17 protein-coding genes are annotated in these 22,163 nt (G+C 44.8%); 7 read left to right on the top strand and 10 right to left on the bottom strand.

Going from position 1 to position 22,163, the window contains the following annotated elements; all coding sequences use genetic code 11:
• Window positions 1–77: 77 nt before the first annotated feature.
• On the bottom strand, window positions 78–1,958 hold the full coding sequence (locus L4D05_RS04105) for a methyl-accepting chemotaxis protein (protein ID WP_428793108.1): 1,881 nt from the start codon (window positions 1,956–1,958) through the stop codon (window positions 78–80).
• Between the two features lie 259 nt (window positions 1,959–2,217).
• Here L4D05_RS04105 and pflA point away from each other — a divergent pair, with 259 nt between their 5' ends.
• From pflA to L4D05_RS04080, 5 genes are all read left to right on the top strand, one after another.
• On the top strand, window positions 2,218–2,958 hold the full coding sequence (pflA, locus tag L4D05_RS04100) for a pyruvate formate lyase 1-activating protein (protein ID WP_428753655.1): 741 nt from the start codon (window positions 2,218–2,220) through the stop codon (window positions 2,956–2,958).
• A gap of 185 nt (window positions 2,959–3,143) precedes the next feature.
• Window positions 3,144–3,644, top strand: a complete 501-nt coding sequence (locus tag L4D05_RS04095; RefSeq protein WP_428753653.1) for a YfbU family protein — start codon at window positions 3,144–3,146, stop codon at window positions 3,642–3,644.
• A gap of 275 nt (window positions 3,645–3,919) precedes the next feature.
• Complete coding sequence (locus L4D05_RS04090) at window positions 3,920–5,854, top strand: PrkA family serine protein kinase (protein ID WP_265675044.1); 1,935 nt, start codon at window positions 3,920–3,922, stop codon at window positions 5,852–5,854.
• Between the two features lie 79 nt (window positions 5,855–5,933).
• The gene (locus L4D05_RS04085; protein ID WP_428753651.1) at window positions 5,934–7,205 is read left to right on the top strand and encodes a YeaH/YhbH family protein; all 1,272 of its coding nucleotides are present in this window, start codon (window positions 5,934–5,936) and stop codon (window positions 7,203–7,205) included.
• 12 nt (window positions 7,206–7,217) lie between these two features.
• Complete coding sequence (locus L4D05_RS04080) at window positions 7,218–8,750, top strand: SpoVR family protein (protein ID WP_428793107.1); 1,533 nt, start codon at window positions 7,218–7,220, stop codon at window positions 8,748–8,750.
• A gap of 98 nt (window positions 8,751–8,848) precedes the next feature.
• Here the strand turns inward: L4D05_RS04080 and L4D05_RS04075 are convergent, their stop codons facing one another.
• Window positions 8,849–11,071 (bottom strand): NADP-dependent isocitrate dehydrogenase, encoded by a 2,223-nt coding sequence (locus L4D05_RS04075; protein ID WP_428793106.1) that lies wholly within the window; start codon window positions 11,069–11,071, stop codon window positions 8,849–8,851.
• A 309-nt stretch (window positions 11,072–11,380) separates the two neighbouring features.
• Between L4D05_RS04075 and L4D05_RS04070 the strand changes: the two genes are divergently transcribed.
• A complete protein-coding gene (locus L4D05_RS04070) occupies window positions 11,381–12,094 on the top strand; it encodes a pseudouridine synthase (protein WP_428793105.1) in 714 nt (237 codons plus the stop codon).
• Between the two features lie 43 nt (window positions 12,095–12,137).
• Here L4D05_RS04070 and kdsB read toward each other — a convergent pair whose 3' ends face one another.
• Genes kdsB through L4D05_RS04045 form a run of 5 tightly spaced genes read right to left on the bottom strand, consistent with a single transcriptional unit; the run spans window position 12,138 to window position 18,225 of the window.
• Window positions 12,138–12,911, bottom strand: coding sequence for a 3-deoxy-manno-octulosonate cytidylyltransferase (gene kdsB / locus L4D05_RS04065; protein WP_428753643.1), 774 nt, complete (start codon window positions 12,909–12,911; stop codon window positions 12,138–12,140).
• Complete coding sequence (locus tag L4D05_RS04060) at window positions 12,911–13,090, bottom strand: Trm112 family protein (protein WP_250617016.1); 180 nt, start codon at window positions 13,088–13,090, stop codon at window positions 12,911–12,913. The genes kdsB and L4D05_RS04060 overlap by 1 nt, the downstream gene beginning before the upstream one ends.
• Complete coding sequence (gene lpxK / locus L4D05_RS04055; protein WP_428753641.1) at window positions 13,080–14,081, bottom strand: tetraacyldisaccharide 4'-kinase; 1,002 nt, start codon at window positions 14,079–14,081, stop codon at window positions 13,080–13,082. The genes L4D05_RS04060 and lpxK overlap by 11 nt, the downstream gene beginning before the upstream one ends.
• Window positions 14,078–15,832, bottom strand: a complete 1,755-nt coding sequence (gene msbA / locus L4D05_RS04050) for a lipid A ABC transporter ATP-binding protein/permease MsbA (RefSeq protein ID WP_428753639.1) — start codon at window positions 15,830–15,832, stop codon at window positions 14,078–14,080. Before msbA ends, lpxK begins: the two co-directional genes overlap by 4 nt.
• A gap of 32 nt (window positions 15,833–15,864) precedes the next feature.
• Window positions 15,865–18,225, bottom strand: coding sequence for a DNA internalization-related competence protein ComEC/Rec2 (locus tag L4D05_RS04045; protein WP_428793104.1), 2,361 nt, complete (start codon window positions 18,223–18,225; stop codon window positions 15,865–15,867).
• Window positions 18,226–18,233: 8 nt separating this feature from the next.
• Here L4D05_RS04045 and L4D05_RS04040 point away from each other — a divergent pair, with 8 nt between their 5' ends.
• Window positions 18,234–18,743 (top strand): DUF2062 domain-containing protein, encoded by a 510-nt coding sequence (locus L4D05_RS04040; RefSeq protein WP_428753637.1) that lies wholly within the window; start codon window positions 18,234–18,236, stop codon window positions 18,741–18,743.
• A gap of 179 nt (window positions 18,744–18,922) precedes the next feature.
• Here the strand turns inward: L4D05_RS04040 and lolE are convergent, their stop codons facing one another.
• Genes lolE through lolC form a run of 3 tightly spaced genes read right to left on the bottom strand, consistent with a single transcriptional unit; the run spans window position 18,923 to window position 22,061 of the window.
• Window positions 18,923–20,167, bottom strand: coding sequence for a lipoprotein-releasing ABC transporter permease subunit LolE (gene lolE / locus L4D05_RS04035; protein WP_428793126.1), 1,245 nt, complete (start codon window positions 20,165–20,167; stop codon window positions 18,923–18,925).
• 3 nt (window positions 20,168–20,170) lie between these two features.
• The gene (lolD, locus tag L4D05_RS04030) at window positions 20,171–20,860 is read right to left on the bottom strand and encodes a lipoprotein-releasing ABC transporter ATP-binding protein LolD (RefSeq protein ID WP_428753635.1); all 690 of its coding nucleotides are present in this window, start codon (window positions 20,858–20,860) and stop codon (window positions 20,171–20,173) included.
• Window positions 20,853–22,061: a lipoprotein-releasing ABC transporter permease subunit LolC gene (gene lolC, locus L4D05_RS04025; RefSeq protein ID WP_428793103.1), complete on the bottom strand. Its 1,209-nt coding sequence runs from the start codon at window positions 22,059–22,061 to the stop codon at window positions 20,853–20,855. The genes lolD and lolC overlap by 8 nt, the downstream gene beginning before the upstream one ends.
• Window positions 22,062–22,163: the final 102 nt, after the last annotated feature.

The raw sequence follows: 22,163 nt of genomic DNA, 5'->3' as shown, positions 1-22,163 counted from the left end.
TTAAGTCGGCATAACACAAACCGTTTACGTATAGTTACCGCTATATTCCATTTTCCTTCATGCTGTTACTTCCCCTGCTAAGCAGTCTTAAAGCGCTCACAATCTTGATATAGCTCGGTAGAGCGCCTGTCTACCAAATCACTAGTTTGCTTAAGGTGTTGATTACTCAGTTCTAGTTCGCTCATCGATTCACTTATCTGCGACATATTACTCGCCATTGATTGTGACGTCGTCGCTAACTCTTTAACTGACGAGAAGATGACTTCCGTCTGAGCACTCGCTTCTCGTGCTTTATTCATAATGTCTTCAAGCGCAGCTTTTGCTTGATTACCCTGTTCTCGCCCCACCTGCATTGAAGTGTCTGATTGCGCAATAAACTGAATGACCTCCGAACTTTCACGTTTCATGGTGTCAATGGTACCTGAAATGTCTTCGATTGCTTGAACGGTCCGAACCGCTAGGCTTCTTACTTCGTCCGCCACAACAGCAAAACCACGCCCTTGCTCACCCGCTCTTGCCGCTTCAATTGCCGCATTAAGCGCCAATAAATTCGTTTGTTCTGCGATCCCATTAATAATGTCCATCACTGAATCGATTTTTTTCGACGCTTGCTCTAATTGACCAATATGTGCCGCGGCCTCATCCAATATGCTTGCCACCTGCTCAAAAGAAGCGATCGTTTCCACAATCACTTCTCCACCAGCTTGCGCTGACTCTGCCGATGATTTACTAATCGAGGCGACATACTCTAAAGAGCCCGAGATCTCTTGAGTCGTGACACTCACCTCTTCAGTTGCCGATGCAAGTTGCTGAGTTTGCGCCATCACTTGAGACTGATGTTGCCCAAGCTCAGTGATGCTGCTATCGAGTAATTCTGAGCTGGCGGATAATGACTGGCTATTTTCTTTCACGCCATCCACCAGTGTGCCTAAGTTGTCACAACTAATGTTAATTGCTTGTTTGAGTTGATTAAATTCATCGCGATGATTACGAGTAATCGTCAAGCGAGTGGTCAAATCTCCCTGTTCAATTTGTTTAAGTGCCGATAATGTTTGCTTAAGTGATCGAGATAACGAGACATTTAAGGTGAGAAAGATAGCTGTTGTGAATAATGCCAGTAGCGCACAAGCAATACCGACAGACACGCGAGTCATACCCGATACCTTATCAGCTTCATTGGCAAGACTGGTTGCTTGCTGCCCAAGCTGTTCAGCCGCATCTGAAAAAGCCGCTAGTGTTGCGACTTGAGCGATCTCTAACTGCCCTTCCAATTGATTCAAACCTGCGGATAATTCAACGATGCGCGTAAAGCCAAGCTCCAGTGCTTGAACTTCCTTTTCATACAACTCCAACATAGCGTAAGCATTCGACGCATTAATAAAACCAGCAAGTGCTCGCTTGAAACCTTTTTCATTATCCGCACTGGGTTGAATGAGAAATTCTTGCATGCTGGTAACCACTTTTTGAAAGTCTGCCGTTAGCGTTACCATGCCTGTTTCCTTAATCGCGACATCAATCTTAGTGTTGTACTGGTGCATCTGACCAAGTAAGCCGTCATCCATAGAAAAACCAAATTCTGACTTGAGTGTTATCCACGGAGCAAGATCTTGAATAAAACGCGTCAGCGCGTCCGTCATTACCTGGTTTTGATCTTCAAAGCCGTGGCGCTGTAAAAAGTCACGATCCACATCAGCGCTTTGTTCAAGCATCATTAGACTCGTTTCAAATACTCCTTTATCCGCTGCAGTCAAAGTGGTACGTCTATTCACCGTATCAAGCAGCAGTATTTGTGTCGATGCCAAGTGTGCACTTGCCCGCTCCATGCCAGAGCGACTTTCGTATTTACTATTTAAGCTAGTGAGCGCATAAAAGATATAGCTCACTAATATAATGAACCCTGCCCAAAGGGTGAACATTGCCAGCGATGTTTTTTGTTTTTGCGATAGAGCAACTTCCATATTATTCCCCGTACAGCAATCGTTTTTATAAAGATGGTGACCCGTATAACACTCAGTAAATCCAGCATATTCTAGTTATTGTTGGAAAATGGCGACCACAACTGACAATTTAATTAACAACGCTATAACATATTCATTCAATGAGCAACAAGCAGATTCAATCATCAAGCAAGAGTATGAATGTCGTCGCCAGTTTTGCTGTTGTGAGAGTGGGTTTTGTAATAAAATAACGGGTAAAAATAGTTATTAGAGAGAGCATATGTCAACTACTGGTCGCATTCACTCATACGAATCCTGTGGCACGGTCGATGGTCCGGGAATCCGTTTCATTGTCTTTTTACAAGGCTGCCTTATGCGCTGCATGTATTGCCACAATCGTGATACATGGGATACACATGGTGGTAAAGAAGTATCAGTAGAGGAATTGATTGCTGAAGCTAAGTCATACCGTCACTTTATGAATGCTTCAGGCGGTGGCATCACATGCTCGGGTGGCGAAGCAATGCTACAACCAGAGTTTGTGCGCGACTTTTTTAAAGCAGCACAAGCGGAAGGCATTCATACATGCTTGGACACTAACGGCTACATTCGTAAGCACACTGATGTGGTTGATGAGGTCCTAGATGCCACCGACCTAGTCATGCTCGACATCAAACATATGAAGGATGAGATACACCAAGATTTCATCGGTGTTTCCAATCGTCGCACATTGGATTTTGCTCGTTACTTACACAAGATCAATCAAAAAACCTGGATTCGTTACGTTATCGTCCCTGGCTACACCGACGATCCAGAAGCGGCCCATCTTTTAGGTGAATTCATTAAAGACATGGATAACATCGAAAAGGTTGAACTATTGCCTTACCACAAATTAGGTGCTCATAAGTGGGAAGCACTTGGCTACGACTACCCTCTTGAGGGAACCCAGCCCCCTTCAAAAGAGGTCATGGATAATATTCAGAATATTCTTTTGCAATATACCGACGTGGTTAAGTATTAAGTACTTATTCACCCCCAATAAAAACGCGCATAAAGCGCGTTTTTTTATCTAAATTTCGTGCTCAGATCATGTTCCTATTTGGGGGTAAACTGGTAATCTAACTATCATTCAAATGTGGCTATTCGGCTGACAAACATCGTCGTCACCCACCTATAATAAAGACAAATTCTAGTGAGGCTCCAAAGATGGAAATGACTAATGCTCAACGTCTAATTTTATCAAACCAATATTACTTAATGGCGAAACTGAGCCCTGAGAGTGAAAACAAGTACAAAAGACTGCAAACTATTGTCGAGCGTGGCTATGCGCTGCAAATGCGTGAAATGGACAAAGAATTCGGTTGCCTAATAGAAGATGAATGTCGTGAAATCATCGACATCATGGAAATGTATCATGCGATGCAAGAATCAAACAAAATGCTGGAAGAGAACGAGCGTAAAGATGTTGACCAACGTCGTCTACAGTTTTTAGGTTTTGACATTGCTAGCGAAGCACAGCTTGTTAATTATGTTCGTTTTTTAGTTGATTCAGAGGGGCTCTACCCACAATTTGATAAGGCGGACCACCACTTTAATAGCCAGATGCCGATGCTCGAAAAGTACCGTCGCATGCTCGCGACCTGGAAAAACTGCCCTCGTCAATACCACTTATCTAGCGCTGAATTTAAGCAAATTTTCAACGCTTAATCCGGTCAATTGATCGAAAAATAGCACTTATCAACGCCCAGTAGCCTTCTATCTGGGCGTTTCTCCGGCTCCTTTTAGTGCCCAATTCCCATAATCAAGACCCGCGTTCAAAATTTGAGACTATAACCATTCTTTCTCTATTGTCTTTGCCAATTTACAAATAAACACATAATTGCAAAGCAAAAATCTGAAAACCCTACTAATCTTTAAATTGACATGGAGTCGCATTAATTATGTGTTAACGGTCAGTTTTGCAGGTTTAAGGGGAATCAGCTATGAGTATTTTCGACCATTATCAATCGCGGTACGAAGCCGCCAAAGATGAAGAGCTATCAATTCAGGAATTCTTAGGTCTATGTAAAGACGACAAAAGTGCTTATGCCAACGCAGCTGAACGTCTATTGCTTGCTATTGGAGAGCCTGAAATCATCGATACTGCTCAAGACCCACATTTAAGTCGCCTATTCTCAAATAGGATCATATCGAGGTACAAAACTTTCGAAGACTTCTATGGTATGGAAGATGCCATAGAGCAAATCGTGTCTTACCTAAAACATGCTGCTCAAGGCTTAGAAGAACGAAAACAAATCCTATATCTTCTTGGTCCCGTGGGTGGTGGTAAGTCTTCACTAGCAGAAAAACTCAAAGCATTAATGCAAAAAATGCCTATTTATGTTTTGTCTGCAAATGGTGAACGCAGCCCCGTCAATGATCATCCATTCTGCCTGTTTGATGTCAATGAAGACGGTGACTTACTCAAGAGCGAATACGGCATTGAAAAGCGCTATGTCCGCTCGATCATGTCCCCGTGGGCCGCTAAGCGACTGCACGACTTCGGTGGCGATATTACCAAATTCAAAGTCGTCAAAGTCCGCCCTTCAATTCTCGATCAAGTCGCTATCGCTAAAACCGAACCCGGTGACGAGAATAACCAGGATATTTCATCACTTGTTGGTAAGGTTGATATTCGACAACTTGAACACTTTTCACAAGATGATCCCGATGCCTACAGTTATTCAGGCGCTTTGTGTCGAGCAAACCAAGGTCTGATGGAATTCGTAGAGATGTTCAAAGCACCAATCAAGGTGCTTCACCCCTTGCTAACTGCTACTCAAGAAGGCAACTATAATGGTACGGAGGGGCTATCAGCATTGCCTTTCGATGGCATGATTCTCGCCCACTCAAACGAATCAGAGTGGCAAACCTTTAGAAATAATAAAAATAACGAAGCCTTTTTAGATAGGGTTTATATCGTTAAGGTTCCGTACTGCTTAAGGGTTTCAGAAGAAGTTAAAATCTATCAAAAACTTTTGGAACACAGTGAGTTAACTAAAGCACCATGCTCACCAAGTACACTCGAATTGCTGGGTCAATTCAGCGTGCTCTCGCGACTAAAGGATCCTGAGAACTCTTCACTATTCTCTAAAATGCGCGTGTATGATGGCGAAACATTAAAAGACACCGACCCAAAAGCCAAAAGCTACCAAGAATATCGTGACTATGCGGGTGTAGATGAAGGTATGTCCGGACTGTCGACGCGATTTGCGTTTAAGATACTGTCGCGAGTATTTAACTTCGACCAGACTGAAGTCGCAGCAAACCCCGTTCATCTGTTCTACGTGATTGAACAGCAAATTGAACGAGAGCAGTTCCCGCAAGAAGTGGGAGAAAAATATCTCGAGTTCTTGAAAGGTTACTTAGTACCTCGTTACGTAGAGTTTATCGGCAAAGAAATTCAAACCGCCTACTTAGAGTCCTACTCTGAATATGGTCAAAATATCTTCGACCGCTATGTGACGTATGCTGACTTCTGGATTCAAGATCAAGAATATCGCGATCCAGAAACTGGCCAGCTATTTGACCGCTCTTCTCTCAATGAAGAGCTGGAAAAAATTGAGAAAACTGCAGGGATCAGTAACCCTAAAGACTTCCGAAACGAAATCGTTAATTTTGTACTACGTGCAAGAGCAAATAACAATGGCTCGAATCCGGTATGGACGAGTTACGAAAAATTACGCACTGTGATCGAGAAGAAAATGTTCTCCAATACTGAAGAACTCCTTCCCGTCATCTCTTTCAACGCCAAAACCTCATCAGATGACCAACGAAAACACGATGACTTCGTTAATCGTATGATGGAAAAAGGCTACACCGAGAAACAAGTAAGGTTACTATCTGAGTGGTACTTGCGCGTTCGTAAGTCCTCTTAAATACACCGAGCTTTATGACGCAGCCCCGAGCTATAGCTCGGGTTCTGCCTGGTGAGAGGAATACAGGGAGTAACAGCTCATGTCGCAATTTATCGATAGACGCCTAAATGGTAAAAATAAAAGCGCGGTGAATCGACAACGATTCCTACGCAGACATAAACAAAAAATCAAAGAGTCCGTCACAGACGCGGTCAACCGCCGTTCTATCACTAACACTGAAACAGGTGAAGATGTCTCGATCCCTAATACTGATATCAATGAGCCTATTTTTCATCAAGGTCAAGGCGGTTTAAAGGAGCGGGTCCACCCTGGTAACGACCAATTTATTACCGGAGACAAAATAGAACGCCCACCGCAAGGCGGACAAGGAGGTGGTGCAGGTCAAGGCGATGCAAGCCAAGATGGTGAGGGTCAAGATGAGTTTATCTTCCAAATATCCAAAGATGAATATCTCGACATTCTCTTCGAGGACTTAGCGCTTCCAAATCTTAAAAAGAACCAAATTAACAAAATCAAAGAGTGGAAAACACACCGCTCGGGCTATCAAACTGCCGGGATGCCTTCTAATATTGCCATCGTGCGGTCATTACAGCAATCACTCGCAAGACGCACTGCAATGACGGCGGGTAAACGTCGCTTAATCGAAGAATTAAACGAGCAGCTAGATAGCATTCAAATGAGCGAACCCGCTCAGCCCATCGAAGAACGTCGTATCAAAGAAGAGATCGCTCAGCTTCGCAAGAAAATTGAAAGTGTTCCCTTTATTGATACCTTCGACTTGCGCTTTAAAAACTACGAGAAACGCCCTGTGCCCTCTAGCCAAGCCGTCATGTTCTGTTTGATGGATGTCTCAGGTTCAATGGATCAAGCCACAAAGGACATTGCTAAGCGCTTCTATGTGCTGCTCTATTTATTCCTGACCCGCACTTATGAAAATGTGGAGGTCGTGTTCATCCGCCACCATACGCAAGCCAAGGAAGTCGACGAGCATGAGTTTTTCTATTCTCAAGAGACTGGTGGCACGATCGTATCAAGTGCACTCAAATTAATGCAACAAATCGTCCAAGAACGTTTTCCTACCGAACAATGGAATATCTATGCGGCTCAAGCCTCTGATGGGGATAATTGGGCTGATGACTCACCGCGTTGTAAAGAGCTGCTGGTCAATAGTTTACTACCCGCATGTCAGTATTACTCTTATATCGAGATCACTCGCCGTACGCATCAAACCTTGTGGCATGAATACGAAAAACTCGAAAATGACTTCGACAACTTCGCAATGAAGAATATTCGCTCTGTTGAAGATATCTTCCCAGTGTTTAGGGAATTGTTTCAAAAAGAGACAACATAGGGAGATGTGTCTATGACAACTAAAGCTAAAACATCATCAAAAGTGTTGCCTGACGGCCCAGATTGGACGTTTGATATGCTCGAACGCTATCATACTGAGATCAAGCGCGTCGCCGCCTTGTATAAACTTGATACCTACCCTAATCAAATAGAAGTCATCACGTCTGAGCAAATGATGGATGCCTACTCAAGTATTGGTATGCCGATTAACTATAATCACTGGTCATTCGGCAAAAAGTTCATACAAACCGAGCAGGGTTATAAACATGGCCAAATGGGCTTAGCGTATGAAATAGTCATCAACTCTGACCCTTGTATTGCCTATTTGATGGAAGAGAACTCAGTGACCATGCAAGCCTTAGTGATGGCGCATGCTTGTTACGGTCATAACTCGTTTTTCAAAGGTAATTATCTATTTCAGACTTGGACGGATGCCAGTTCCATCATAGATTATCTACTATTTGCTAAGAACTACATCTCTGAATGCGAACAAAAGTATGGGGTTGAAGATGTAGAAAGAACGCTCGATTCTTGTCATGCCTTAATGAACTATGGTGTTGATCGCTATAAGCGACCTGAAAAGATCTCGATGGCAGAAGAAACCATTCGCCAGCAGCAACGTGAAGCATACTTACAGTCTCAAGTGAACGAACTGTGGCGAACTGTGCCTAAAAATCGCGAAAAGGAATCCGAGCAAAAAGTACTCTTCCCTAGTGAACCTCAAGAAAATCTCCTCTATTTCATTGAAAAAAATGCACCATTGCTGGAGCCATGGCAACGTGAAATTGTTCGCATCGTCAGGAAAGTAAGCCAATACTTCTACCCACAAAAACAAACACAAGTCATGAATGAAGGCTGGGCAACGTTCTGGCACTATACCATTCTTAATCACCTATATGATGAAGGCTTGGTCAGCGACAAATTCATTTTAGAGTTTCTGCATAGCCACACGAGTGTAGTCGCACAACCTGCCTATAACAGCCCTTACTTTAGCGGCATCAATCCATACGCCCTTGGGTTTGCCATGTTTAGAGACATAAAACGTATCTGTGAAGAGCCAACGGATGAAGACAAGGAATGGTTCCCAGACTTGGCAGGCAGTGACTGGCTTGAGTCTTTACACTTCGCCATGCACAACTTTAAAGATGAAAGTTTCATTAGTCAGTATCTGTCACCAAAGTTAATGCGAGAGTTTAAACTGTTCTCCATTTTGGACGATGACCGAAAGAATTATATTGAAATTTCGGCCATACACGACGAATCAGGTTACCGAAAAATTCGGGAAAAATTGGCGGCGCAATACAACCTGAGTAACTTGGAACCCAATATTCAAGTCTATAATGTCGACGTCCGTGGTGATCGCTCACTGACTCTACAGCATGTCCCCCATAATCGAATTCCATTAGACAAAGGCTATGACGAAGTGCTTAAGCACCTCTATCGACTTTGGGGCTTTGATGTCATTTTAGAGGAAGTAAAAGAGTCTGGACGACGAGAGATCCTGGCGACTTGTCCAAAACGCGAGGCTTACAATTCGAGTATTTGACCGCCATTAATTACAGCAAAATAAAAAAAGCGGCTCCTATAAGGAGCCGCTTTTACTGCAGAACGTTAACTGTCTAAATCGTTAATGAACCTAAATCGTTACGAAACGATAGCATTCAACGTTGCGCTTGGTCGCATCAATGGTGCCACCAATGCATCATTAAGTAAGTAATACCCACCTAAATCGCCAACAACGCCTTGCGCAGCATTCAGTTCAGAAACAATCACACTCTCGTTAGAAGCCAATTGCTCTGCAATTGGAGCAAATTCGCTCGCCAGTGCTGCATCTTCAGTTTGTAGCGCCAGTGCTTGAGCCCAGTAAAGAGCCAAGTAGTAATGTGAACCACGGTTGTCCAACTCACCCACCTTACGTGACGGTGACTTGTTCATGTCTAAGAACTGCCCTGTCGCTTGATCCAACGCTTTAGCAAGTACGTTCGCACGTTCGTTGCCACTGACTGTACTCAAGTGCTCTAGAGACGCTGCTAGCGCGAGGAATTCACCTAGAGAGTCCCAACGTAGGTGGTTTTCTTTTTGAACCTGCTGTACGTGCTTAGGCGCGGAACCGCCAGCACCGGTTTCAAATAAGCCACCGCCATTCATTAATGGAACAATCGACAGCATCTTCGCAGACGTGCCTAATTCTAAAATTGGGAATAAATCCGTTAGGTAATCTCGTAACACGTTACCTGTCACTGAAATGGTATCTTGTCCTAGTTTAATTCGGTCAAGAGAGAAAATGGTCGCTTCAAGAGGTGCAAGAATGCGAATATCCAAACCATTCGTATCGTAGTCAGGTAAATATTGGTTTACCTTTTTAATCAACTCAGCATCGTGAGCACGCGCTTCATCTAACCAAAATACCGCTGGCACACCAGTCGCACGAGCACGTGTCACGGCAAGTTTAACCCAATCTTGAATCGGAGCATCTTTCACCTGACACATGCGGAAGATATCACCCGCTTCCACCGCTTGCTCAATCAATACTTGACCTTGTGCGTCAACAACAGACACCGTACCGGCATCGTCAAGAATGAATGTCTTGTCGTGTGAGCCGTACTCTTCTGCCTTTTGCGCCATCAAACCAACGTTTGGCACACTACCCATAGTGGTAGGATCAAACGCGCCATGCTCTTTACAGAAATCAATTACGGCTTGATAAATACTTGCATAGCTACGATCTGGAATAAGCGCCTTGGTATCTTGCTGCTTACCATCAGGTCCCCACATTTGACCAGAAGAGCGAAGCATTGCTGGCATAGAAGCATCAACGATGATGTCACTTGGCACATGGAGGTTCGTGATACCACGGTCGGAATCTACCATCGCTAATGGTGGTTGTGTCTCGTAGACAGCGGCTAAATCCGCTTCAATTTCTGCTTTTTGCGCCGCTGGTAGTGAGGCAATCTTAGCATACACATCACCAATACCATTTCGAACATCCACACCTAACTCATTGAACAGAGCACCGTGCTTTGCAAATACTTCTTTGTAATACACTTCAACTGCATGACCGAAAATGACAGGGTCTGACACCTTCATCATTGTCGCTTTCAAGTGTAGAGAAAGTAAAACACCTTGCTGTTTTGCTTCTGCTATTTGCGCTTCAAAGAACGCGACCAGTGCTTTCTTATTTAACACTGACGCATCAATAATTTCACCAGAAAGTAATGATACTTTCTCTTTTAAAATCGACACTTCACCGTTAGCAGAGGTGAACTGGATTTTGACATCCGTTGCTTGATCAATCGTGACCGATTTTTCGCTACCGAAGAAATCTTTATCTGCCATGCTAGCAACATGGGATTTTGAATCTTTTGACCACGCCCCCATTGAATGCGGGTTTTTCTTGGCGTAGTTCTTTACTGATAATGGTGCGCGACGGTCTGAGTTACCCTCTCGGAGTACTGGGTTTACCGCACTACCTTTAATCTTATCGTAGGTTGCTTTAACCGCTTCTTGCTCGGCAGAGTTTGGCTCTTCCGGATAATTTGGTAGCGCATAACCATTGGCTTGTAGCTCTTGAATGGCTGCTTTTAATTGCGGAATAGAAGCTGAGATATTAGGCAGTTTGATAATGTTTGCTTCTGGCGTCGTCGCCAATTCACCTAACTCACTAAGCGCATCACCAATTCTCTGCTCTTCTTTCAAATAGTCAGGGAAGTTTGCAATAATGCGCCCTGCTAATGAGATATCTCTCGTTTCAACGTCAATCCCAGAAGACGCAGTGAATGACTGAATAATCGGTAGTAGTGAGTACGTCGCAAGCGCTGGCGCTTCATCAGTAATCGTGTAAATAATGGTCGGCTTTTCTGTAGGCATGAAATTTCCCTATCGTTCTAATTGGGCAAGGTTACCCTTATCAATTAACGCATACCGAAAAAGGCAGCGTAAACGTTGTAACTGTACCAACAAGCTTCATACTGCACCCAATGTGGTGCATAAATAAGCAATCAGAGGCTTTTAGTTCAGTTAAACGAAATCCTAAGCAACTATAATTAAACAAAAATGAGCAATTAGTCTATTATCTTGTGCATTAATCCTGTTTTTGAGCGCGCTCATGATAGCTCAAAACAGCGGTAGACAAAACTAAAGCACACAGTTTGTTTACATTTTTGCAGGGTAGTTAACATGACATTTAAAACAACACGTGAACCATCTAAGTCACGTGCCGCGACGAAATCAACACGTTTCAAACAATCAACTGGGCAATCGACATCTTCTCATCGTCGACCATCGCGTCGCCGAAAAACGGAAGACGTGAAACCAAAAGTGTCTATTGCTGATCGAAAGGTCATCATTTTTAACAAGCCTTTTGATACGCTCAGCCAGTTCACCGATGGTGATGGACGGAAAACACTGGCCGACTTTATCCCTATTAAAGATGTTTATGCTGCAGGAAGGCTGGACCGAGACAGTGAAGGACTGCTCATTTTAACTAACGACGGCATCTTGCAGGCTCGCTTGACTCAACCGAATTCGAAATCGGAAAAAACTTATTGGGTTCAGGTTGACGGGGATCCGTCAGAAGATGATATTCAAAAACTAAGAGATGGCGTGACACTTAAAGATGGACCAACACTACCCGCTAAAGTGACTCGTATGGATGCACCCGATGTCTGGGAACGAAATCCGCCGGTAAGATTTAGAGCGAATATCCCAACAACATGGCTTTCGATTACCTTAATTGAAGGGCGAAACCGCCAAGTTCGCCGAATGACGGCTAATATTGGTTTTCCAACGCTTCGCCTAATTCGCGCTTCTATGGGGCAGTTTACGCTAAGTAATTTGCAACCGGGTGAATGGGAATTACTTCCTGCCGATCACCCAGCGCTGAGTCGTTAACTGCGTCGTAGAAAACGGCACGACTTCATAGCGGTGTAAACGTTTAGTTTGAATCGCCCGTCGTTAACGAAGCCACTAACTGACGAACATGCTCAAGATCCTCCGGAGTGTCCACCCCTGCCGGAGGCGCTTGTAACGCCACATCAACATGGATTTTTTCACCGTACCAAAGTACTCTCAACTGCTCTAAACATTCCACTTTTTCTAATACACTTGGTGCCCAAGACACATAAGTGTTAATGAACCCTGCACGATAGGCATAAATACCAATATGTCTAAGTAGAGGGTGAGCTGGCGATTGTTTAGGATCTTGGCTATAAGCGTCGCGATCCCACGGAATAGTGGCGCGACTAAAATACAGCGCATAGCCTTGTTCATCCGTGACAACCTTGACGGCATTAGGGTTGAACGCTTCTTGCTCGGTCTCAATACGAACACCTAACGTCGCCATTGGTGCCGTGCTTTGCTGCAAATTATTCGCAACTTGCGCAATAATTTCTGCGGGTATTAAAGGTTCATCCCCTTGCACATTAACAACAATATGCTCCGGTTCTATTGCCATTAATTCAACCACTTCAGCCAAACGCTCTGTCCCTGACTCATGGGTTGGAGAGGTCATACACACTTCTGCGCCAAAGCTTTTTGCAGCTTGCTCAACACGCTGGTCATCGGTGGCAATAATGACTCGCTTGGCGCCCGACAACATCGCTTTTTCGTAAACATGCTGAATCATCGGCTTACCCGCAATATCCGCCAGTGGCTTGCCCGGTAATCGCGACGACTCGTAACGCGCTGGAATAATGACTGTAAATGACATTATCGCCCCTCTTCCATCGCCATCGTTCTTGCTTCTGGCTCTAACAACACTGGGATACCTTCCTTAATCGGGTATGCCAATCGATCTAGCTTACAAACCAGCTCTTGTTTATCTTTATCGAACGTCAGCTTACCTTTACAAATAGGGCACGCTACAATTTCCAGAAGTCTATGATCCATAACTCTCTATAACCTTTCTAATTTTTATCAGTATTTCTTCGCTGTCTTGGTCTGTAAAATTTGCAGATACTGGTAAGTACCACCAATTTTCATGAGCAAAGTGTCGGCATTTTACCGCGTCTTTTTCAGTCATAATGACATTATCAACACCTTGCTCAAGTGCGACAAGCTGTTGTTTATCAAAATCTTTATGGTCTGCAAAACCCTGCTCTCGCACTAAGTTTGCTCCCAGTTGATTTAACGTAGCAAAGAACCTTGGTGGATGTCCAATACCAGCGAATGCCGCCAGAGTACCCAATTCATTCACGGCCACTTTCTTTCCAGATAGTAGATTCACCGCCAACGTTGGCTCTAAGGTAAATACTTTCTCACTCGTCTGTTGTGAGCCACTACCATTGGTCACGATCAAATCAACGTCTTGCAGTCGAGAAAGCGGTTCTCGCAAAGGTCCCAAGGGCAATAGCGCTTCGTTCCCAAAGCGACGCTGTCCATCAACGACAACAATTTCAAATGCTCTGTCTAGTGCGTAATGTTGTAAACCATCATCGGTAATCACCACATCCACACCCAGTGTTTCCAATTCTTGCACGGCATGTGAGCGAACAGGATCAACGACAACTGGCACGCCGGTACGCTCAAAAATCAACTTTGGTTCGTCACCACAATGCTGTGTCGACGTCTGTTGATCAACGCGTAGAGGATATTGTGGAGACTTGGCACCGTAGCCACGCGACACGACGCCCGGTTTAAAACCAAGATTGGCGAGCTGCTCTACCAGCCAGATCACCATCGGTGTTTTGCCATTCCCACCCGCGGTAATATTGCCCACCACAATAACGGGTAATGTTGAACGGTAAACCGTTTTTTTACCTTGGCGATAAGCCCGTCTGCGTCTCGCCGTAATCACGCCATAAAGTTGGCTCAATGGCCATAGCACCACCCACAAAACAAAACGCAGTGGGTGCTGTTCGAACCAAAGCTTTTCAATCACGAATGATCACCAAACTGAATACGGTGTAGCTGAGCATAAGCGCCTTGATGAGCGATCAATGTCGCGTGATTGCCGCGCTCTATGATTTCGCCTTCGTCAACAACCAAAATCTCATCCGCTTCTTCAATAGTTGAAAGGCGGTGAGCAATTACCAAGACCGTTTTATCCTTTTGCAATTCATCGAGCGCCGATTGAATCGCACGTTCAGATTCGGTATCAAGTGCAGATGTAGCCTCATCTAGAATCAGAACTGGCGCATCACGTAACAACGCTCTTGCAATCGCGATTCGCTGACGCTGACCTCCAGAAAGGCTAGCACCATTTTCACCAATCACTGTATCCAAACCATGCTCTAAGCCATCGATAAATTCCATGGCATGAGCTTGTTTTGCGGCGTGCTCAATTTCTTCACGGCTATATTTCCCTTGCGCCGCATAAGCGATATTGTTAGCAATCGTGTCGTTAAATAAGTGTACGTTCTGCGAGACAAGCGCAAAGTGTTGACGCAAATTAGTGAGCTTAATGTCATCGATTTTGTGACCATCGAGCGCAATATGTCCGCTATCAACATCGTAGAAACGAGTGAACAGATTGGCAATGGTACTTTTGCCTGATCCTGAACGCCCCACTAATGCGATAGTTTTACCTGCCGGTAAATCAAAGCTGACATTACGCAGCGCTGGCTTCTCCGTACCTTGATAGGTAAAGGTAATATCATTTACGCTAATGTCACCTTTAACGGACTTCAACTCTGTCGTGCCATTGTCTTTCTCAGTATCGAGATCGATTAACGCAAATAACGTTTGGCTCGCGGCCATGCCTCGTTGGAACTCAGCAGTCACACCCGTTAACGCTTTAAGTGGACGCATTAAAGAGAACATCGCGGAAAAGATAACCGTAAACGTACCCGGCGTTAGCTCACTGCGTACCGAATCAAAGCTTGCTAAATACAACACTGACACTAAAGCCAACGATGCAATCATTTGAATCACAGGGTTAGCAATCGCTGACGCTGCCACCATTTTCATGGTCTGCTGACGCATTTGGTTGCTCATACTGTCAAAGCGCTCGCCTTCAACCTCTTGTCCACCATAGGTCAAAACAACTTTGTGACCTTTTAGCATTTGCTCTGCTGATGTGGTCATCTCCCCCATAGAGGTTTGCATGTTACGGGAGATTTTTCTAAAGCGTTTCGATACAAATCCAATCGCCCAAGCCACAACAGGGGCAACGACAATCAACACTAAGGACAACTGCCAGCTACTCCAAAACATCAGGAACAACAACCCAATAATGCTGGCGCCCTCTCGCACAATACTCACCAAAGAGCGGCTCGTGGCACCTGCGACCTGTTCGGAGTCATAAGTAATGCGTGAAAGTAACCCACCCGTTGATTCCTTATCAAAAAAGGAAACCGGCATGTGCATGAAATGACTGAATATCTTTCTACGTAGCTGCATCACAACATTGCCTGATACCCAGCTTAAACAGTACGTCGATACAAAACCGCTCAAGCCCCGTATAAGCATCATACCAATAATAATCAGTGGCAAGACTTTAAGAAAATTAGATTCAACATCACCAAACCCTTCATCTAAAAGCGGTTTAAGCAAAGAAAGCATGTAAGTATCTGCTGCGGCATTGATCACCAGCGCAATAACGGCAACCGTCAATCCAGTTTTATATTCACGGATATACAGCCACAAGCGCTTAAAGGTCTGCAGTGTGGTTTCATCTTGATTTAGTGACATAATTCTTCAATCATTTTCATCTTAATTTTCTTTTATTCTACTCCGCTTCTTAACATCTGCCTATACCAAGGGGCGAGCTTATCGCCTCTGAGAGTGAAAGCGCTCACTTCTTGTGCACTAAATGACAAATTCACCTGTCCTACTGAGCCCGTGTCGTACCATTTGGCCCCATTTTGTAAATAACGAGCCTTCACATCCGGATTGGGTAGATTCCATCGCCCTGCAAAACGCGTCGACGCAATAGCATGCTGCGTACGAATACGATTAAGCAGCCACTCCGAAGATGATGTTTTACTACCATGATGCGGAACCAATATCGCATCTACATCCAACAAAGGCAGATTACGTGCGAGCAAGATTTCACTAATCTGGTCAATGTCACCCGTAAATAACACTTGATAGTCATGAGACTGCTCTTTTGGAGAATAAGTCATGAGAACAACACAAGAGTGTGGATTATAGGCACGTGCTACCAGCTTAGGCGGCCACAGCGCCTCAAACGTTACCTCGCCCCATTGCCACTTCTCACCTGCGATACACGGCAGCTCAGTCGCATCGGCATCAGATTTTCGAACCCACTTGGGTTGCCATTGCCGTTGTAAGTACACGGTGCCACCAGCATGATCGTTATCGGCATGACTCAAGATAATGCCTTCTAGTACGTTCACCCCTAACTGAGCAAGTGTGGGGGTAATTAGACGCTGAGCAATACTAAATCCCGCCATTTCCATACCAGTATCATAGATCACCGCTTCATTGCCTTGCTGAACAATGACGGCTAGACCATGACCGACATCCAACACAACCACTCGAAAATGATGCTTTTTCTCTGCCTCTATCCATAAAAAGAGAGCAACCACTGCAATGATGGATACCCAACGCACCGTTATCCATTGCCAACATAAACCCGCTGCAATGACGAATAGAATAGGCAGTACATAATGAGGTTCCAACTCTACCCAGAACCAGATGGAATAAGACATCGCCTTAATTACCACGGATAATAATGGGTCCATCACCAAGTCATAGAGACCAATATCGTCGATTCCCATCATTGATGCTACTAAGGTAAATACTGTCATCAGCAATAATGCAGGCATAACAATAAAGCTGAACCAGGGCACAAAAATGAGGTTGTATAACGCACTCCCCAGTGAGGCGCCATTAAACACAATAATCAGCAATGGCAAAAACAACACCGCCAGTCCAATATGGAATAACAAACCACTGCGTATTTTCCCTGCTTCAATATACTGAGGTTGTCTTAAGTAAGCCGCTAACACCACTAACGCACTCACCGCATAATACGACAACCAAAAGCTCATGCTTGCAGATGAAAATGGCAACACTGTCAGGACTAAACCCGCGCTAAAAAGTAACATGGCGACAGCATCGGCTTTAATACTTCGAGAGTAAATAACATAGAGGGTCAAAAGCATCAGCAGTGCTCTGACCGTTGGAATGGGGAAATGCGCTAACGCACCATAGAAACCTGCGAAAATAAACCCACAGGCAACTGCTAGCCAAGGTTGTGCAGCAATGAATAACGCTATTTGGGTAAACCATCGCTTCTTGCCACTTCGACGCTGACTTTGGCTTTGGCTTTGGCGTGATAGCACACCACACAACAGCACAACGGCCCGGCCAACGAAGACACCAATGGAAAAAATAATCGCGATATGAAGCCCCGATATCGCCATTAAGTGCGACAAACCACTTTCGCGTAAACTGGCCCAATCATCGGCGGTTAATTTAGAACGGTCGCCAAATATCAACGCTAAGTAATAACCCTGATAACGACTAGTCGATGTTGCGCGGTATATATGGTTGTAGATGATCGACTTCCACTGACTCTTACTCGACACCATACTATGAGCCGAATCATCAACCCTCGCTTGGGCAAGCAAGCCATGAGCAAAATAGTACTTTTCTTTGTCAAACCCCACCCTGTTCTTAACACCAACAATACGCTTTAACCTCACTGGCGCCACCACCCAAGCGCCGACGTCTACTGGCATAGATAACTTAAGTTTTATTTTCGGTCGATAAACTAAGTTAATCGACTCACCGTTGACGCTAAAAACCGTCACGTCCGCCTCATAACCTTGACTTATTTGTTTAAAATAGCTGTCAACTCGCGCTTTTATGGTAATATCTGTGCCGAATCGAAAAAGCGCCTCTGTTTGGCTCTTAAGAAGATTCCCTTGAATTAATGCCACGGATAGTGCGATGAATCCCGTCAACAATATAAATCGACGCTTTATCAGCAAGGCGAAACTGATTAGGGATATAGGAATCAACCAATAGATAGTTGGCATCACAGGCCAAAAGGTTGCACTTATTAAAGTTAGGGTGTAAACCAAAGGTACAGTGATGCTTGTAAAGAGAGTCATGTTTCCCTATGCCAAGAAAGTTCATCAAACGTTTCATGCCAAATCACGAAGTGATCAAGCGACAAAAGGCTTTGAAAATATTCGGCAATGTCCTCTATAACCCCAACCTATGGTGTTTAAACCGCCGCTCTGCAGCGGGTGCGTTTGCCGTTGGTTTGTTTATGGCTTTCGTTCCACTGCCAAGCCAAATGATTATGGCTGCGGGTCTCGCAATTCTCTTCGGTGTAAACCTGCCTTTATCGGTTGCGCTGGTTTGGATCAGTAACCCAGTCACTATGCCTGTGCTGTTTTATTTCGCGTATAAAGTCGGTGCGTTTTGCTTGAGCACTCCCACGCAGCCGTTTCATTTTGAATTGTCATGGCAATACCTTTCTGAGCAAATGTCGACCATCGGGCCTCCATTTCTATTAGGGTGCCTACTTTGTGCAGCACTCGCGTCAATTGCCGGGTATTTCGGTATCCGTGGTTTATGGCGCTATTCCGTCGTCAGAAGTTGGCAACAACGCTCACTACGCTAGTCTCTGAGCGTATTGATGTTTGCATCATGTGTTGGCTAAATTAAAGCGTTACTCATAAGGGCGCAAGATCGTAGCGACAACCTATGAGGTAAATAGCAAAAGCGTGAAACTGTTAAGTACATCAGTTAGCAAAAAAGGACCCTAGGGTCCTTTTTTATTAGTCATTATGTTATTCATCGTTATTTGGCACTTAGCACCGTCGCAGGGTTCAACTGGCTCGCTTTCGATGCCGGATACCAGGTCGCAACTAGGCTCAACGCTATCGCAGTTCCGGATACTAATGCTACATCGCTCCAAACTAACTGCGATGGTAAGAAGTCGACAAAATAGATATCACCAGATAAAAACTGATGCCCGACGAGTGTCTCGAGGGCTGATACGATTGGCGTTAAATTTAATGCCAGCAAGGCGCCCGCGATTCCACCGACAATGCTTCCCACCACGCCAGAAAATACGCCCTGCCAAATGAAGATCCGCCGTATCAAACCATCACTCGCCCCCATTGTTCGCAAAATCGCAATTTCTCCAGAGCGATCTTTTACTGCCATCATCAACGTCGAGACAATATTAAAACAAGCAACGCCGATGACTAACACCATGACTAAATACATAATGGTGCGGACCAATTCGATGTCACGATAAAGAAAGCCGTATTTTTGCTTCCAACTTCTTAAATACACATATTCAGACAAAGAGTTTCCGACTTGTCTAACAATTAGTGGCGCATCAAAGACATTATCGACTTTGATCGATACGCCACTGACTTTATCCCCCATTCGGACGTACTTTTGGGCATCTTGCAACGGCACTATCACCAAGCTGTGATCAATTTGACCGTTGAGCTCAAGTAAGCCTGTCACTTTTACCCGCACGCGCCTTGGTGACTGCACTTTAGTTGCATCACTGGTTGAGGGGATCATTAACGTAACAAAATCCCCTACCTTAGCGTTAACTTGCTCCGCCACCCCTTTGCCCAAAATGGCTTGCTGCTCTCCAGCCCGAAACGCCTGCCAACTTTTGTCGTCAACAAAGCTGGGTAACGAGGACACGGTTTGCTCTAATTGAGGATCAACCCCACGAATTTCAACCGCTTTTAATTGACTGCCTTTCTCAACTAAGGCCGTCACTCGAATATAGGGCGCTGCGGCTTCAACATGTTCGTGCTTTGTAGAAGCAGCGACCATCTTTTGCCAATCGTCAATCGGTTGATTAACCCCTTCAAACTCACCATGAGAAATGACTGACAGTACGCGATTTTTAAGTTCTCGCTCAAAACCATTCATCGCCGACAAACCGACGATAATCACCGCGACACCCACAGCAATACCAACAATTGACGATATCGAAATAAAAGACACCATTCTATTGCGCTGCTTGGCTTGGCTAAAACGTTTACCAATAAAAAAGGATAATGACACGTCTATTCCTTACTTCTGCGCGATATCAATTAATAAACCATCTTGCATGTGAAGCTGTTTATCCATTTTTTCCGCTAGTTCGTTATCATGGGTGACCACTAAGAAGGCCGTGCCGTATTCCTTATTTAAAGTACGCATCAAATCATAAATAGCGAGCGCTGTTTTATGATCTAAGTTACCCGTAGGTTCATCAGCGAGCACCAGCGAAGGTTTGTTGACCAATGCTCGTGCAATTGCCACACGTTGTCGCTCACCACCAGACAGTTCCGAAGGGCGATGCGTCACACGATGACCTAAACCAACACGCTCCAATAAGTCATGAGCTTCAGCTTTTGCTTGTTTCACATTCATGCCACCAATTAACAATGGCATCGCCACATTCTCTAGAGCAGTAAAGTCACTCAATAGATGATGAAACTGGTAAACGAAACCCAAATGCTGATTGCGGATCTTCGCTTGTTGATTGCTACTAAGCGTCAACAAAGATTGACCTAAGAATTCAACCTCGCCCTGCGAAGCATCATCCAATGCCCCTAGCACATGTAACAAGGTTGACTTACCCGATCCCGATGAACCAATAATGGACACAAGCTCCCCTTTAGCAATCTCAAAACTGACCCCTTTCAAGACTTCGGTATCCACCGCGCCATCGTGATAAGTTTTGCGAATATTCTGGCAAGCGATTAAAGGACTACTCATATCTTAAAGCCTCAGCTGGTTTTACGGACGACGCACGGTAAGAGGGAAATAAAGTCGCCACCAGACTCAGCAGCACTGCGCCAACAACAACAATAACGATTTGGTTCGGGTTAATCATGATAGGCAACTGACCGCCAAAACTAAACAGAGCAACGCCCATCGCATCTAATAACGCGTTTAGGTTCTGAGCCATCAATACGCCTAAGATGCCTCCTACGACCGCGCCGATAGCGCCGCTACTCGCACCTTGAACCATAAAAATCGTCAGCACTTGTCTATCTGACATCCCTTGGGTTTTGAGAATAGCAACCTCTGCTTGTTTCTCCATGACAACCATGATCAAAGCGGAAATAATATTGAAAGCGGCAACACCAATAATCAACCCCAGCATCAATCCCATCATATTTTTTTCCATTTTGACTGCTTGGAATAACTCTCCGCGCTGTTCACGCCAATCGCTCCAATGCCATGATTCCGGAAGCTCGTGTTGACTTAAATTCGAAACAACAAATGGATCTTGAAAAAAGAGTCGCCAGCCACTGGCTTCTCCCGGCTTAAAACGCATGAGTTTTGCCGCGTCCGATATATGAGTGATCACCAGTGAACTATCAATATCTGACCCTGTGCTATACAAGCCCGCGATGGTAAACATCCGTTGACTCGGAATTCGACCCAATGGTGTGTATTGACTGGCACTGGTCACCATTAATCTAATTTTGTCGCCAACCTGAACATCGAGCTCTCGCGCCAACGTGTGACCAAGCAACACCCGATAGTCTCCGGCTTCAAGTTGATTAACACTGCCACTCACCATTCGATGGCGAATGGGATCATTACTCTCCGGTTCAATACCCAACATCATCACCGCGGCTAAGCCTTGATGGCTTTGAACCACGGCTTCACTTCGTACAATAGGAACTGGAGGCTGACTCGTTGGGTAGTCACTAAGAAAAGCTGGAGGTACCTGATCTGACGCTATAGTGCCACTTGAATGGGTGATAACCGCCTGAGGGAGCACGCCTAAGATACGCCCCTTGAGTTGCGCCTCAAAACCATTCATCACCGATAGCACCGTCACCAAAGACAGCACCCCGATGGTAATTCCGGCGGTTGATATATAAGACACGAAGCGGCTAAAGCGATCGCCTGACCGACCTCGTAAGTAGCGTAATCCGATAAAAACGGGTAATGGGTGAAACATAGACACAACCAAAGAATGAAATCTAAGGCTAATGTAACGATAAACGCGCTGAGGTTGTAGCCCTGAATGTGATTTTCGTTTTAAATGACAGACTTTTAACGA

Source organism: Vibrio nomapromontoriensis (assembly GCF_050337205.1).
In the GTDB taxonomy this organism is placed as follows: domain Bacteria; phylum Pseudomonadota; class Gammaproteobacteria; order Enterobacterales; family Vibrionaceae; genus Vibrio; species Vibrio nomapromontoriensis.
Note: the sequence above shows the minus strand (reverse complement) of the source record. Positions and strands in the feature narration are given on the sequence as shown.

Excerpts from the sequence above, each read along its gene's own strand:
- L4D05_RS04040 (WP_428753637.1), top strand. The coding sequence starts at position 18,234 with ATGCCAAGAAAGTTCATCAAACGTTTCATGCCAAATCACGAAGTGATC.
- msbA (WP_428753639.1), bottom strand. The coding sequence starts at position 15,832 with ATGTCACTAAATCAAGATGAAACCACACTGCAGACCTTTAAGCGCTTG.
- L4D05_RS04085 (WP_428753651.1), top strand. The coding sequence starts at position 5,934 with ATGTCGCAATTTATCGATAGACGCCTAAATGGTAAAAATAAAAGCGCG.
- L4D05_RS04080 (WP_428793107.1), top strand. The coding sequence starts at position 7,218 with ATGACAACTAAAGCTAAAACATCATCAAAAGTGTTGCCTGACGGCCCA.
- L4D05_RS04070 (WP_428793105.1), top strand. The coding sequence starts at position 11,381 with ATGACATTTAAAACAACACGTGAACCATCTAAGTCACGTGCCGCGACG.
- lolC (WP_428793103.1), bottom strand. The coding sequence starts at position 22,061 with ATGTTTCACCCATTACCCGTTTTTATCGGATTACGCTACTTACGAGGT.
- L4D05_RS04060 (WP_250617016.1), bottom strand. The coding sequence starts at position 13,090 with ATGGATCATAGACTTCTGGAAATTGTAGCGTGCCCTATTTGTAAAGGT.
- L4D05_RS04045 (WP_428793104.1), bottom strand. The coding sequence starts at position 18,225 with ATGACTCTCTTTACAAGCATCACTGTACCTTTGGTTTACACCCTAACT.
- kdsB (WP_428753643.1), bottom strand. The coding sequence starts at position 12,911 with ATGTCATTTACAGTCATTATTCCAGCGCGTTACGAGTCGTCGCGATTA.
- L4D05_RS04095 (WP_428753653.1), top strand. The coding sequence starts at position 3,144 with ATGGAAATGACTAATGCTCAACGTCTAATTTTATCAAACCAATATTAC.
- L4D05_RS04090 (WP_265675044.1), top strand. The coding sequence starts at position 3,920 with ATGAGTATTTTCGACCATTATCAATCGCGGTACGAAGCCGCCAAAGAT.
- lolD (WP_428753635.1), bottom strand. The coding sequence starts at position 20,860 with ATGAGTAGTCCTTTAATCGCTTGCCAGAATATTCGCAAAACTTATCAC.
- L4D05_RS04075 (WP_428793106.1), bottom strand. The coding sequence starts at position 11,071 with ATGCCTACAGAAAAGCCGACCATTATTTACACGATTACTGATGAAGCG.
- pflA (WP_428753655.1), top strand. The coding sequence starts at position 2,218 with ATGTCAACTACTGGTCGCATTCACTCATACGAATCCTGTGGCACGGTC.
- L4D05_RS04105 (WP_428793108.1), bottom strand. The coding sequence starts at position 1,958 with ATGGAAGTTGCTCTATCGCAAAAACAAAAAACATCGCTGGCAATGTTC.